This is a genomic window from Chryseobacterium camelliae (genome assembly GCF_030818575.1).
Lineage (GTDB): Bacteria > Bacteroidota > Bacteroidia > Flavobacteriales > Weeksellaceae > Chryseobacterium > Chryseobacterium camelliae_A.
On the sequence record NZ_JAUTAL010000001.1, the window covers coordinates 3,810,427 to 3,823,633 of the forward strand.

A 13,207-nucleotide genomic window follows, 5' to 3' on the forward strand; every position below is an offset into this window, starting at 1 on the left:
GCTTTTTTATTTTTCAGATACAAACCGGATCCTGAATGTGCTTCCTTCATTAGGATAAGAGTCGAGAGACAGCATTCCCTGGTGCATTTCCACAATCCTTTTTACAATAGAGAGCCCAATCCCATTCCCTTTGCTGTAATTTTTATGCGTACCGCGGAAAAACAGGTCGAAGATTTTATCCCGGTCATTTTCATCAATACCGATTCCGTGATCAATAAACCTTATTTCCAGAGTTTTATTCTGCACTTCTATTTCCACCCGGCATGTTTTGTCCGGGGAATATTTACAGGCGTTTTCCATTAAGTTCAGAAATGCGACCTGAAGCAGATAGGGATTTCCGTAGAAGTCATAATTGCTTTCATCCTTGTCAGCCAGGTTATCTGTATAATGGATGCCGATGCGGTAGTCCGGGTTCTTCTGAAGCAGGTCAACTTTGGCATCTGCAAGGATTTCATCCAGGCGTACATCGGTGAAACTGATTTGAGAAACATCATAGCTGGCCCTGGCAAAATCCAGGAGTGCGGAGGAAAGCTGTGAGGCATGTGTAGCATCCTGCAACGCATTATCAATCGAAATTTTATAATCGTCAAGCGTCACATTCAGCTCCTTGGCAAGCTCCAGCTCGGCAATCAGCGTTGAAAGCGGAGTCCTAAATTCATGGGAAATTGTTGTCACAAACTGCCGATGGTTGCTGAATGATTTTTCCAGACGGTTAAAAGTAGAATTAAAAGTTTCGGTGAGCTCATAAATTTCATCTTTGGCTTTGGGAACAACCAGCCGTTTATGAAGATTATGCTCTGAAATATCCCGGATCTGAAGAATAATGTCTTTTAGCGGTTTCAGGGTGTAGTAGGAAAATAAAAATCCGATAACAAAGATGACCAGTACGGAAATAATATAGATGATGATAATATCCTCCCGGAACTCCCGGATATGAGCCAATCCTGTAACGTCTACGGCACTTCCGATAATATAGTAATTGTCGTCATCAAATTGATACCTGAAAGCCATGTACTGCCGGTCTCCTCTCTGCCAGATCAGTTTATCTTTCCCGGTTCTGATGAGCTTGTCAAGGTAATACGGATTTTTTGAACTCGGTTTTATGTCTGTAAAGATCAGTTCCTTTTTACTGTTGTAAACACTGATGTCGGCTTCATTCAGCATTTTTTTATTCCTTTCGTGAAGCGTTTTCAATTTATAATCATCGATATCCGCATCAAAAATAAATTCTGCCCTCCAGATAATCTTATAGCCTAATCGGTCATTAAATTCGTCTTTCCTGTTGTTTTCCGAAACAAAATAGAGGACATAAGCAAAAATAAAAAGAATTCCTGCGGTTAGGAGTGCGTATATCAGCGCGGTTCTGGTAGCGATTTTCATAAGTTATGGGTAAAAATAAAGCCTACTCCGGGTTTGGTATGGATCATTTTCTCATTGAAGTCCTTGTCTATTTTCTTGCGCAGGTAAGCAATGTACACATCAATATAATTGGTGCCGGTATCAAAATGATTTCCCCAGACATTTTCTGCGATTTCCTCACGGGTAAGGATCCTATCAGCATGACTCATCAGGAAAACTAGCAGTTTGAATTCTTTTGGAGTGAGGATAATTTCTTTTCCGTCCCTGAATACACGGTTGGTATTCTGATGAACGACCAGATGATGGTACTGGAGGACATCCCTGGCATCATGATGTTTAGGCAACGATGATTTCCTCAGTAATACCGCTTTTATCCTGGCATAGAGCTCCCTGATTTCAAAAGGTTTTACCATATAATCATCAGCTCCGGCATCGAAGCCTTCGATCTTTTCATCAATGGTACCTAAAGCAGTCAGCATGATGATGGGGAGATCTGGCTGTTTGTTTTTAAGGATCGTGCAGAATTCGGTGCCGCTCATTCCGGGAAGCATGATGTCTGTAATGATAAGATCGAAACTAATCCGGTCCGTCATGATCAGGGCATCTTCCGCGTCTTCAGAAATATAGATCTGATACCCCTGGCTTTCAAGGCCGCGTTTCAGCAATGCGGAAACCCGGGCATTGTCTTCAATGATTAAAATCTTCATCTGGAATTCCTATTTCGTATAATGAGCAGGACCAGCACGATGAGGTTCTCAGTTCAAAATGCATCTGTTGTGCTGATTTTTATGCAAAGGTATCCCATATTTTTCTTCCGGAAAAACGCCGGTTTCCTTTTAATGGTTTTCTAAAGGATTTCTAATAGTTTTCTAATACCGTTCCCGGCTTTTCGACGCTAATTTTGTCCCGTCAAAAACAAAGAAAAGAGGACCGAACATTATGGACAGAAGGTATTTTAAAACAGGACTCCTGCTTGCCGCACTGATAGGCATGAGCCAAAAGGCTGAAGCACAGAAAAAGAACGACTTCAACAATCCTGCACTTACCCATTATTTTAATGAACAACATTCAAGGTATATTTCCTTTAGCGGCTATGCTGAACTCTGGGCCCGATATACCCAGCTTAATCCGGGAAGTATGGTAAATAATGATGCTAAATCAGACTTGTCAGACCTTTCACTTCGCAGGGTAAGGGTGAAAATGACTTATAAACCTACTGAAAAGCTGATGTTTGTACTTCAGGGAGGAACCACCAATGTTAATGTCAATGCCAAAGGCAGCAACTATTTCGACTTGCTGGATGCCTATGCAGAATATGCATTTAATGATAAAATTGCTTTCGGGGCAGGGCGTTCTACATGGAGAGGCCTTTCCCGGTTTACAACAGGCCCGCTGAACACACTGCTTTATGACCTTCCGGCCTATGCGACATCCAATGCAGGGGCTACGGATTATACCGTAAGGGAACTGAGCGCCTATATCAAAGGGCAGTTGGGGAAGTTTGATTACCGTCTTGTAGTTGCGGATCCGTATACCATGGCGACCGCAGATCCGAAGCCTAATGTTTCCACCTTCAGCAAAAATTCGCCTCATAAGGATTTTTCAGGTTATTTCAGGTATGCTTTCCTGGATACGGAAAATATTTCTACGCCTTTCAATTCCGGAACTTATGTAGGAAAAAAGAATGTATTGAGCCTGGGTGCCGGATTTGATTATATCCACAATGCCCTGTGGCATCAGGACACTGCTAAAAATACGGTGAACGATGATATGAAAAGTTTTGCGGTAGACCTTTTCTATGATGCCCCGCTTAACCAGGAAAAAGGAACTTCCGTAAGTGCTTATGCGATGGCGATGCATAATGACTATGGTCCGAACTACGTACGGTATGTAGGAACCAATAACCCGGCAACTTCCGTGGATGCTTCGCTCGCAAGCCTTAACGGAGCCGGAAATGCCATGCCTGTTATCGGAACCGGAAATACCTATTACGTCCAGCTGGGCGGTACTTTACCTTACTTTAATAAAGAAAAGAAAAACCTGCAGCTTCAGCCTGCCGTTGGTGTGCAATTGTCTGACCTTAAAGCTCTTCATGATAATGCCGTTATTTATGATGCCGGCGTTTCCCTGTTGATGAACGGGATGTCTTCAAGGCTTACCTTCGATGCTCAGAACCGCCCGGTTTTTACCGGTGATGCCGCAAATAATGCTGTAGTTTCAGACCGTAAGTGGCAGTTTGTCCTGAAATACAGGATTGATTTTAATTAACACAGCATCCGGTCACCGAGTGACAGAAAAACCATAAACAATATTTAGTATGGAAAGAAGAAAATTTTTATTCCGCTCAGTACAGGCTTCGGCATTACTGCTCTTTTCCGGCAATATGCTGGCCTCTGCTTTACCTATGTTTAACCCCATAAAAAAGAAAAAAGTGTACTTCCATTATTTATTATTCTGGCTCAGAACAGATCTTTCTGAAGCTGAGGTGAAAGAGTTTGAGAACTTTTTCAAAGGACTCGCAAAACTTCCTTACCAGAAGAATCTTCGGTACGGAAAACCCGCTGCGTCCAGCCCTAGAAGTGTTCTGGATAACAGTTTTACTTACAACGCCTCCATGGAATTCGACAGCCTTGAAGAACTGGAAGCTTACGGCAAACTTCCGGGGCACCTGGCCCTAGTAGAGAAGTATAAACCCTTCTTTGAAAGAATGCTGGTTCATGATACCGTTTATAACGCATAAAAGAATCCTATTAAAAAAATGAAAAACATCGTTAAAGGCATAAGCCTTGTTGTAGCACTTTCCACAATGAACTGTATGAATGCACAACATCATCATGACAAAAAAATCAGTGTAAAGGCAGAAGAAACCACTGAGTTTATCCCTGCTATCCGGCTCGTCAACAATCCGGACGGCTCATGTACTTTTGAAAAAGGAAGAATCCCAACTCTGAAGCATATGAATACCACCACATTCTGGATGAGCAATAAAACGGAGGACTGGGAAAAAAATGCACACCCTGCGCCCAGAAGGCAGTATGTGATTACCATTAAGGGAAATATAAAATTCAAGGTAACAGACGGCTCCACTTTTATTATTAAGCCGGGAACTGTTTTATTAGCAGAGGACCTGAAAGGAAAAGGGCATAGTTGGGATATGGTGAAAAGCAAGGTTTGGGAAAGACTCTACATTCCGATTGCAGAAGATGCTGACGATCTGTTCATTGCCGATAAGGACAAGGATAAAGATTCCGATTAATTCAGCAGCATAGCTGAGTCTTATATAAATTCGTACAATGGAAAAGCAGCCGGAAAGGCTGCTTTCTTATGTAAAGATTACCGGAACTTTTTAAAGACCAGTGTGGCATTGTGTCCTCCGAAACCGAAGGCATTGCTTAATGCAAAATTGATGTTTTTCTCTTTGGCCTCCCCGAATACTATATTCATTTCTTTCGGAATATTTTCGTCAAGCTTATGTAGATTGATCGTCGGCGGGATGATCCCATTTTCAATGGCTTTTATGGATAAGATCGCTTCCGCAGCTCCGGCGGCCCCCAGCAAATGTCCCGTCATGGATTTTGTGGCACTGATGTCGAGGTTTTTACTCCCTTTAAACAAAGCGTGGATACCGTTAAGTTCTACAATGTCACCCATGGGAGTGGAGGTCGCATGAGGGTTCAGGTAATCGATATCTTCGGTATTTACACCGGCTTCTTTTAAAGCCAGCTGCATCGCTTTAATCGCTCCCACGCCATCCGGATGAGGTGCTGTCATGTGATAGGCGTCAGCAGTCATGGCAGCTCCCGCCAGTTCGGCATAAATTTTTGCACCTCTTGCTTTGGCGTGCTCATATTCCTCCAGAATCAGGGCTCCTGCGCCTTCGCCCATCACAAAACCATCACGGTCTGCATCATACGGACGGCTGGCGGTTGCAAAATCGTCATTACGGGTAGACATGGCTTTCATAATGGAAAAGCCACCTACAGAAGCAGGGGAAATGGCTGCCTCAGAGCCTCCGCTTACCATTACTTTTGCCTTGCCCAGACGGATGTAGTTGAAAGCATCCATTAATGCGGTATTTCCTGTGGCACATGCAGAAATGGTGGTGTAATTGATGCCCTGAAGGCCAAACTTCATGGAAATCATTCCGGAAGCCATATTTGCAATGAATTTCGGGACAAAAAATGGATTGAACCTCGGCGTTCCGTCGCCCTGTGCAAAATTCATCACTTCATTTTCAAAAGTCCACATGCCGCCCTGTCCGGTTCCCCAGATGACCCCGGTATCAAACGGTTCCATAGTTTCCAGCTCAAGCCCGGAATCATTCAGGGCTTCAGTGGCAGAATACATGGCGTATTGTGAAAACAGGTCGCTTCTTTTGATTTCATTATGGGTAAGATGGACTTTAGGATCAAAGTTTTTAACTTCACATGCAAAGTCCACTTTAAATTTTTCAGGATCGAAATGGGTAATTTTACCGGCACCGCTCACTCCGTTGATGCTGTTCTGCCAGAATTCTTCTACAGTATTTCCCAAAGGCGTCACTGCGCCCAGTCCTGTGATAACAACTCTCTTCATTTAGTCATTGATTTTAAAAAGGTTTGAGGTTCCCCTCGCGATAAGGCGGGTTCTGTCTGCATTCCATATTTCGCATTGCGCGTTCACAAACTGTTTTCCTCTTTTAATAATTTTCGTTTCGGCTATAATATGATCATTTTCTTTTGCGGTTGAGAAATAATCAATACTGTTATTTACGGTAACAATAAAGTTTTTCTCATTCAGTGAAAACATCGTGGCACCTATAATGTCATCGATAATCGCAGCAGTAACACCGCCATGTAGGTTCCCCATAGGATTGAGCCATTCTTCCCTTACCGTATATTGAAATGCTATTTCGCCTTCTTCGGCTGAGAGTACAACAGGATTCAGCCAACGCATAAAAGGGGAGGGCGAGGCCGAAAACTCTTTTCCGGTAAAGGACCGGAGGATTTCCAGTTTATCCATGATATTGATAAGAATTTTTTTGAATTTCGGTAATCAGTTTCAAGACCCGGTCCAACGCATGATGCAGGTGTTTTTCGTTTCCTGTGGTTTTGGAAAGCAGAATGCCGCCTTCTATTAAGGTGACGGCCAGTGAGGCATATTCCTCTGCATCGATCGTGCTGCTGAACTCATCTTTTTCCTGTCCGGACCTGATGATTTCTGTGATGGTAGCAATCCACGACTCAAAGGAAGATTTCACCTGACTGCTGAGTGCTGGGAAAGTATCATCGGCTTCAGTAGCGGCGTTCATCAGCGGGCAGCCTCCGGTTTTAAAGACAAGGGGCCAATGGTTGCTGTAGAAAGATACAAGCGCATACAGCTGATCTGAAACGGAAGGGTATTCTTCCTTCATAACTTGCTGCATATGCCTTCTGAGCATTCCGTAATTATACTGGAAAACAGCAAGCGCTACCTCATCTTTATTTTCGAAATTCCCGTAAATACTCCCTTTCGTCAATCCGGTGGCTTCAGTAATATCCGATAAGGACGTAGAGAGATAGCCTTTGGTATTAAACAAGGCGGCGGTTTTCTCAATGATGAACTGTCTTGTTTTTTCTGCTTTAGACATGAACCGTATTTGTAGGCAAAGATATAAAAATATACCGAATGGTATATTTTGTTTTAAAAATAAACCTGGACTTTAACAAAGCCAGGCTTATTTTTATAGATGCGATGCTGTCAAAATCAGGCTAACGTTGCATTAAGCGTAATTTCAAAGTTGAAAGCAGCACTTACCGGACATTCTTTCTCGGCTGTTTTTGCATGCTTCTGAAATTCTTCTTCAGAAATTCCCGGTACTTTCGCCGTTAATGTCAGCTCAGATTTTGTAATTTTTCCAATGCTAGGATCCAGGGTTACCACAGATTTCGTAGTTAATTCCTCAGGAGTGAATCCTGCCTGAGTAAGTTCTGCACTCAGTTTCATGGTGAAGCATCCTGCATGGGCTGCAGCCAGTAGCTCTTCCGGGTTGGTTCCCACACCATCTTCGAAACGGCTGTTGAAAGAGTATTGGGTTTCATTTAAAGTCGTACTCTGGGTTGTAAGATGTCCTTTTCCTTCTTTTACGGTTCCGGTCCAAACGGCTGTTGCATTACGTTTCATAATAATTTTGTTTTTTATTGTTTATGTGTATCGATTTTTATTGGACAAAGGTATATCACATATTGTTCCAACTCAATACACAAAAGGAACTACGTATTGTACTTTTTTCCCGAGAGATAATTTTTCCTGAAATTAGACGGGGTATTTTCTGTCTTTTGGGTAAAAAGCCTGTTGAAATAAGCAGGATCTTCATAGCCCAGATGATGGGCAATTTCTTTAACAGGCTTATCCGTGTACAGCAATAGTCTCTTGGCTTCCAGCAAAATTCTGTTGATGATAAGCTGGTTGGGACTTTCCAACCGCAGTGCTCTGAATTTGTGGGTTAGTGTTTTTGGGGCCATATGCAGCAGGTCCGCGTAGTCTGAAACATGATGTTTTTCCCTGAAATGAATTTCAAGAAACCTGCTGAAATCTCTGAAAATGTCAAGTTCATGCCCGGAGATCTTTACGATAGCCTGATCCAGATGTTGCTTCTTCCACATTCTGGTAGACCGTATGATCAGCTGTTTTACATACGTACGGATCATTTCTTCTGCGGAGGAGTCTTTCCATTCCAGTTCATATTGTATCTCACTGAATAATTTTTTTACGACGGCTGCTTCTTCACGGTCCAGTTCTATAAAAGGAATTTCAAAAACATTATGAAACAGGAGTCCATCACAGGCTACTTCTTTGTCATGGATCTGAATGCAGTAGAAGTCCCGGTTATAATAGAGCAGGATCGCCCCATCTTTACCGTGTTCTATATTCACCTGCTGGGTGCTGAGGAAAAAGAGGCTGGGCTTTATGGTTTTAAAACGGTTAAAATCAACAGTCAGCTCATAGCCTGCCGGAATAAAGAATATTTTTACATCATGGCGGAACTTATTGCTGTTAATCATTCCGGGATGTTCACCGGAAAAGAATTCAAGTCCGAGTTTTTTATAGTGGTCTTCAAAAATAAGTGTTTGCGGCATATGAATATATTGGATAAAAATACAAAAAAGCATGGCTTGACGGGTAATCCGCCAAGCCATGTTTTGCTATTCAATCTGTGAACTTTAAGAGACAGCTCTTTGTTGAGGTTTATTCTGTTTAAAATCCGTTAGAATGTCACATCCAGCCCAACATAAAAGTTAGCTTTCATGATGGGTGCATACACCATCCCGCCATCGAAATAATTTCCGAACGGATTCCTGAAATCTACAATAGCGTTCTTCTGATAATATGAAGTCAGGTTTTCACCTCCCAGATAAGCCCTTATTTTAGGATTAAAATTTCTGGAAATCTGTGCATTCAGTACGGCATAGGATTCGGAATAAGCCGGCAGTCTGAATTCCTGAGGATTGGAAGAGGTTTCCGGAAGCCTTTGTTTTCCGATCCAGTTAAGCGTGGTATCGAAGCTCCAGAATCCGCCCTTGGTATTTTTGTTAGTTGCATACGCCAGATTAAGAAAACCTCTGTGTCTTGCCATAAACGGAACTTCACGCCTTCCTTCGAGATAGTCCGCTTGAACGTCGTAATATTTATAGGCCAGCCTTACCTCGAAGTTTTTGAGAGGAATAAAGTCCCACTGGGTCTGAAAAGAATTGGCAAAAGATTTCCCTTCAAGATTATAGAAGGTGAGCTGCTGGGGCGAGCGGTCAAGATCTACCAGTACCTGATCCTTGAAATCGGTTCTGAAAAAATCAGCCACCACGGAAGATTTTCTCCCGAACAGTTTGAATTCCTGTTGCAGGCTGGCTCCATAGTTCCAAGCGATTTCAGGTTTCAGCCCGTAAATATTTCCGCCGTTCTGCATAATCTGAACCATGCGGTTGGACGCAAAATACTGCTGGTTTTCCGCAAATACATTGGCCGTTCTGAATCCCCTTCCTGCAGAAAGCCTTAAAATAGTCTGCGGAGTGATGTCATATTTAAAATTCATCCTTGGTGTAAACTGTGTTCCTGCAAGATTATGGAAATCCACTCTTGCACCTGCAACCAGGGTGTATTTCAGGCCGGTCAGCGTATATTCGGCAAATACACCCGGAACAATTTCATTCCTTTTGAACTGATCTGTAAGATAGGTTTCATCATAGCCGTCATACATGAAGCTTGCTCCTGCTTTATATTTATGGTTGGTATTGCCCAGGATGCTCTCAAAGATCAGATTGGAATAGTACGTATGCTGTTTACCGGAATAATTCCTCAGTCCAAAGAAACTATCCTGCTGGTGGTACGTATACTGGTTCATCCAGCCTAAGCTCTGGTAAGGTTTTCCTTTAAAAACATAGCCGGTCTTGTTCCACACCTGAAACCTCGAGATGTCGATCCCGACACCATTGGCGGACTGTTTGTCCTGTGAAATATTTTTATTGAAATCGGTTTGACCTGAAGTCCGCTCGTCCTTGATGAAATTAATCCCGAAATGAGATCCGAAACCGGATTTTTCCAAATCATTGTAATTTAATAGATAGGCGGCATTGATCTGGGTACCTTTAGGCCTGTCAAGGAATCCGTCTTTATTCATGTCTGTATTGCCGAATGTTCCGTTTCCGTGGAGAAGGAATGTTTGTGACCACTGATCATTGATTTTGGAAACACTGGTTATATTGGCTTCGGTACGGCCATTGAAATCGGCAAAAAGATTCAGTGAAGTTTCGGGTTTGGCCGCGTTTTTCAGCAGCTCAGTATTGATCTGCCCGGTAATGCTCTCATATCCGTTGGTAACAGTGCTTCCTCCCTTCGTAAGCTGAATGCCTTCAATCCATCTTCCCGGAATAAAACTGAGACCATATGCTGAAGCCAGGCCTCTGATCTCAGGCAGCAGTTCTTTGGTTAAGCTGGTGTATTTCTGGTCCAGTCCCAGCATTTTGAGCTGTTTAGTCCCGGTAACGGCATTGCTGAACGATACGTCTACAGTTGCATTGGTTTCAAAACTTTCGGAAAGGTTGCAGCATGCTGCCTTCAGCAATTCTTTGCGGTCGATGTTAAATACCATTCCGGCTTCTTTCTTATTCAGTGAAGTCGCAGCCTTTGAACCTATTACCGTTACTCCTTCAATTGTTTTTCCTTCTGTCTCAGACAAACTGTGTTGGGCATGGGAGGGATTTGTGCCTTCTTCTGCATGAACCTTAGGATTAACCTCTCCGAAAGGAATATTCCTGTCATACAGACAGCATGAAGGAAGGTTTTTATAAACCGCATCTGCTGCCCTGTATTTTTCATTATCATGGCCTGCATCCGCAATTTTCCGAAGGATTTTGTCTGATGATGTGGTTGCCGGATCAAAGTCAAGGGTTAACTTCTGACTTTCTGCATTCCATTCAGCAGAACGGGCACCGGCTTCCTTGGCTGCTTTCTCAATTCTTGCCTTGCAGGATTCACAGTTCCCTCTGACAAAAAATTCATTTTCCTTCTTTGTGCTGTGCTCATTCTGTTCAGCCGTAGTCTGAAGAGCACCGGAATCCCGATCATAATGACAACAGGCAGGAAGTGCTTCATATGCCGCAGGCGTTGCCTTAAATTTCTCATTATCGTGGCCAGCCTCAGCTACCTTTTGTAGAATATTATCTGTAGATGTGCTGTTGTCTGTTTCCAGCGTTAATGTTTGGGAATCTATAGAATAGACAGCCTGCTTTGCTCCTGCTTTCAGTGCTGTACTTTCAATTCTTGTCTTGCACATCTCACACTTTCCTTTTACGCTGAACTGATGTCTGGAAAGGGCTTGTGCTAATATCCATTGGGAAGATACCAGGAATATACCAAGAAATATCCTGGAAATATATAATTTCATGTTGTTTAAATTTAGATTAATAAAAATTCAGTTCACCTGTAGAGGGTAAACATTAGCGGATACTATTAACCTAGTTTAGGCGGCTGCCAGATTTCTTTTAAACGGTCTGAAAGATAAGGATCGGAATACTGAAACTGTAGGTTTTTGTTAGACTTATAATAAGATAATTCCAGCTTCTGGTTTACAGAAAAAGGCGTTTCAATAAAAGTATAGCATACTGCACAGGTAGAACAGCAGCTGTCATCACAGGAGGAAGACTTCTGCTTGCTGTTTTGATGCTCGGAATGATGGATGTTCTGCTTATCTTTTTTGCAGCAGTCCATTCCGGAATCCTTTTGCTTACAGCATGTTTCATGCATGTTTTCAAGGTACAGTGTATCCTTGGGAACCAGAAAAATTCCCAGGCAGAAAACAATCGCTATGATATGAAACAGTTTCACTGATGCAAAAATACAAAAATTACGGTAAAGCTTCACCAACTTTTACCGCACAATTATGCCATGGTTCCCCATGAGGCGGATTTAGGGCAGGTTTTTCTCCTGTTGGAGCAGGAGTGGCTGGTTGTGGAGTGTTTTGCGCTATGGTCTGCACAGGCTGTATGTTTTGCGCGGGTTTGCTATTTAAGGGTTGTCCTACCGGAATATCGCACCGGTGTCCCGGCTCGCCGTGAGGAGGGTTCATTCCTTTTGCTGTTTTTACGGCTTTAGGCTTGCCGTTGGCATCCACGGTAAATTTTCCGGGCTGAAGGGCATTGGGATCAATCTGTATGGTCTGCTGCCCCTGGTTGGGATTAACGGTTACTTTTTGCGTTGCATCCTGCGCGGGCTTGCTATTTAGGGGCTGTCCTACCGGAATATCACACCGGTGGCCAGGTTGCCCGTGAGGAGGATTCATCCCCGGTGCAGTAACAGCTGTTGACTGTGGTTGTGCCGTCTGTATTCCCGCCTGGTCAAACAAAGAGACTTTAGGAGCAATTCCGGACTGAACCGGCTGGTCTATTCCGGCTTCTTCAGTTAGATAAGTTGCACGCTGATCTTTTTTACACGAAACCAGAGTTACTGAGACAGCAAACAGTCCTAAACAGTAATTTTTTATATTTGATAATCCCATAATGCAAAATTAGCAAAACATTTTAATTGTTTTGCTAATTTTATAGGGATAATCCTGATTGTGTCTGTGAAATATATTGAAAATATAAATAGATCTCAGATTAGTTTTTTACCAGTAAACGGAAACCTTCACCATGAACGTTGATGATTTCCAGACCTTCATCATCTTTCAGCAGTTTACGAAGTTTGGCGATATATACATCCATACTTCTGGCGGTAAAATAGTTTTCTTTTTTCCAGATTTTCCTTAAGGCCAGGTCTCTCGGCATAAAGTCATTTCTGTGAATGCACAGGAGCTTAAGCAGCTCGTTCTCCTTAGGGGAGAGCTTATATTCTTTGTCTCCTACCCGCAGCTGCCTCAACATGGAATCGAAAAAGATATTGCTGATCTTAAACTGTTCCTGTTCCTCATTTTCGAGGGTAGAGCTCCTTTGAAGGATGGCTTTGATTTTATACAGGAGCAATTCGGTGTCGAAAGGCTTGGTAATATAATCGTCTGCACCTAGCTGATAACCTTTCAGAATATCTTCCCTCATGTTCCTTGCGGTAAGGAAGATGATCGGAGTGTTTTTATCAATTTTTTTCACATCTTCTGCCAGTGAAAAACCGTCCTTTTTCGGCATCATCACATCAAAAATACAGATGTCAAACTCATTTTCAGTAAACTCTTTCAATCCCTGTTCTCCGTCTGTAGCCAGTGTTACCTCAAAGTTATTGATCGTTAAATAATCTTTTAGTACGGCTCCAAAACTCTGATCGTCTTCTACCAATAATATCCTGTTGCTCATAAGTTTATATTTTTTAGTTGGTAATAAATATGTGTGGCTACCGGGATGATTTG

Annotated in this window: 14 protein-coding genes; 3 read left to right on the forward strand and 11 right to left on the reverse strand. The window is 42.7% G+C overall.

Annotated features, from left to right (window positions below):
- Positions 1-6: 6 nt before the first annotated feature.
- Together QE404_RS17525 and QE404_RS17530 are read right to left on the reverse strand one after the other, a co-directional pair.
- Entirely contained in the window at positions 7-1,380 is a 1,374-nt protein-coding gene (locus QE404_RS17525; protein ID WP_307452688.1) for a sensor histidine kinase, read from the reverse strand.
- Entirely contained in the window at positions 1,377-2,066 is a 690-nt protein-coding gene (locus QE404_RS17530) for a response regulator transcription factor (RefSeq protein WP_307452690.1), read from the reverse strand. Before QE404_RS17530 ends, QE404_RS17525 begins: the two co-directional genes overlap by 4 nt.
- A gap of 232 nt (positions 2,067-2,298) precedes the next feature.
- Here QE404_RS17530 and QE404_RS17535 point away from each other — a divergent pair, with 232 nt between their 5' ends.
- From QE404_RS17535 to QE404_RS17545, 3 genes are read left to right on the forward strand one after another with little or no spacing between them, the layout of a single operon-like run.
- Positions 2,299-3,627 carry a hypothetical protein gene (locus QE404_RS17535; protein ID WP_307454035.1) on the forward strand — a complete coding sequence of 443 codons (1,329 nt, stop codon included), beginning with the start codon at positions 2,299-2,301 and terminating at the stop codon, positions 3,625-3,627.
- Between the two features lie 49 nt (positions 3,628-3,676).
- Entirely contained in the window at positions 3,677-4,099 is a 423-nt protein-coding gene (locus QE404_RS17540) for a Dabb family protein (protein WP_307452695.1), read from the forward strand.
- 18 nt (positions 4,100-4,117) lie between these two features.
- Positions 4,118-4,615 (forward strand): hypothetical protein, encoded by a 498-nt coding sequence (locus QE404_RS17545; RefSeq protein WP_307452698.1) that lies wholly within the window; start codon positions 4,118-4,120, stop codon positions 4,613-4,615.
- Between the two features lie 77 nt (positions 4,616-4,692).
- Here the strand turns inward: QE404_RS17545 and fabF are convergent, their stop codons facing one another.
- The 9 genes from fabF to QE404_RS17590 all read right to left on the reverse strand — a co-directional run bounded on the left by fabF (position 4,693) and on the right by QE404_RS17590 (position 13,154).
- The gene (gene fabF, locus QE404_RS17550; RefSeq protein WP_307452700.1) at positions 4,693-5,934 is read right to left on the reverse strand and encodes a beta-ketoacyl-ACP synthase II; all 1,242 of its coding nucleotides are present in this window, start codon (positions 5,932-5,934) and stop codon (positions 4,693-4,695) included.
- Positions 5,935-6,360 (reverse strand): PaaI family thioesterase, encoded by a 426-nt coding sequence (locus tag QE404_RS17555; protein ID WP_307452702.1) that lies wholly within the window; start codon positions 6,358-6,360, stop codon positions 5,935-5,937.
- Entirely contained in the window at positions 6,353-6,967 is a 615-nt protein-coding gene (locus tag QE404_RS17560; RefSeq protein WP_307452704.1) for a TetR/AcrR family transcriptional regulator, read from the reverse strand. Before QE404_RS17560 ends, QE404_RS17555 begins: the two co-directional genes overlap by 8 nt.
- Before the next feature lie 116 nt (positions 6,968-7,083).
- A complete protein-coding gene (locus QE404_RS17565; RefSeq protein WP_307452706.1) occupies positions 7,084-7,500 on the reverse strand; it encodes an OsmC family protein in 417 nt (138 codons plus the stop codon).
- Positions 7,501-7,589: 89 nt separating this feature from the next.
- On the reverse strand, positions 7,590-8,456 hold the full coding sequence (locus tag QE404_RS17570; protein WP_307452708.1) for a helix-turn-helix domain-containing protein: 867 nt from the start codon (positions 8,454-8,456) through the stop codon (positions 7,590-7,592).
- Positions 8,457-8,584: 128 nt separating this feature from the next.
- Entirely contained in the window at positions 8,585-11,257 is a 2,673-nt protein-coding gene (locus QE404_RS17575) for a TonB-dependent receptor domain-containing protein (RefSeq protein ID WP_307452710.1), read from the reverse strand.
- A gap of 65 nt (positions 11,258-11,322) precedes the next feature.
- On the reverse strand, positions 11,323-11,697 hold the full coding sequence (locus QE404_RS17580) for a hypothetical protein (protein ID WP_307452711.1): 375 nt from the start codon (positions 11,695-11,697) through the stop codon (positions 11,323-11,325).
- Positions 11,698-11,716: 19 nt separating this feature from the next.
- Positions 11,717-12,367 (reverse strand): hypothetical protein, encoded by a 651-nt coding sequence (locus QE404_RS17585; protein WP_307452713.1) that lies wholly within the window; start codon positions 12,365-12,367, stop codon positions 11,717-11,719.
- Positions 12,368-12,467: 100 nt separating this feature from the next.
- On the reverse strand, positions 12,468-13,154 hold the full coding sequence (locus QE404_RS17590; RefSeq protein ID WP_007842513.1) for a response regulator transcription factor: 687 nt from the start codon (positions 13,152-13,154) through the stop codon (positions 12,468-12,470).
- Positions 13,155-13,207: the final 53 nt, after the last annotated feature.

Excerpts from the sequence above, each read along its gene's own strand:
- QE404_RS17525 (WP_307452688.1), bottom strand. The coding sequence starts at position 1,380 with ATGAAAATCGCTACCAGAACCGCGCTGATATACGCACTCCTAACCGCA.
- QE404_RS17530 (WP_307452690.1), bottom strand. The coding sequence starts at position 2,066 with ATGAAGATTTTAATCATTGAAGACAATGCCCGGGTTTCCGCATTGCTG.
- QE404_RS17535 (WP_307454035.1), top strand. The coding sequence starts at position 2,299 with ATGGACAGAAGGTATTTTAAAACAGGACTCCTGCTTGCCGCACTGATA.
- QE404_RS17540 (WP_307452695.1), top strand. The coding sequence starts at position 3,677 with ATGGAAAGAAGAAAATTTTTATTCCGCTCAGTACAGGCTTCGGCATTA.
- QE404_RS17545 (WP_307452698.1), top strand. The coding sequence starts at position 4,118 with ATGAAAAACATCGTTAAAGGCATAAGCCTTGTTGTAGCACTTTCCACA.
- fabF (WP_307452700.1), bottom strand. The coding sequence starts at position 5,934 with ATGAAGAGAGTTGTTATCACAGGACTGGGCGCAGTGACGCCTTTGGGA.
- QE404_RS17555 (WP_307452702.1), bottom strand. The coding sequence starts at position 6,360 with ATGGATAAACTGGAAATCCTCCGGTCCTTTACCGGAAAAGAGTTTTCG.
- QE404_RS17560 (WP_307452704.1), bottom strand. The coding sequence starts at position 6,967 with ATGTCTAAAGCAGAAAAAACAAGACAGTTCATCATTGAGAAAACCGCC.
- QE404_RS17565 (WP_307452706.1), bottom strand. The coding sequence starts at position 7,500 with ATGAAACGTAATGCAACAGCCGTTTGGACCGGAACCGTAAAAGAAGGA.
- QE404_RS17570 (WP_307452708.1), bottom strand. The coding sequence starts at position 8,456 with ATGCCGCAAACACTTATTTTTGAAGACCACTATAAAAAACTCGGACTT.
- QE404_RS17575 (WP_307452710.1), bottom strand. The coding sequence starts at position 11,257 with ATGAAATTATATATTTCCAGGATATTTCTTGGTATATTCCTGGTATCT.
- QE404_RS17585 (WP_307452713.1), bottom strand. The coding sequence starts at position 12,367 with ATGGGATTATCAAATATAAAAAATTACTGTTTAGGACTGTTTGCTGTC.
- QE404_RS17590 (WP_007842513.1), bottom strand. The coding sequence starts at position 13,154 with ATGAGCAACAGGATATTATTGGTAGAAGACGATCAGAGTTTTGGAGCC.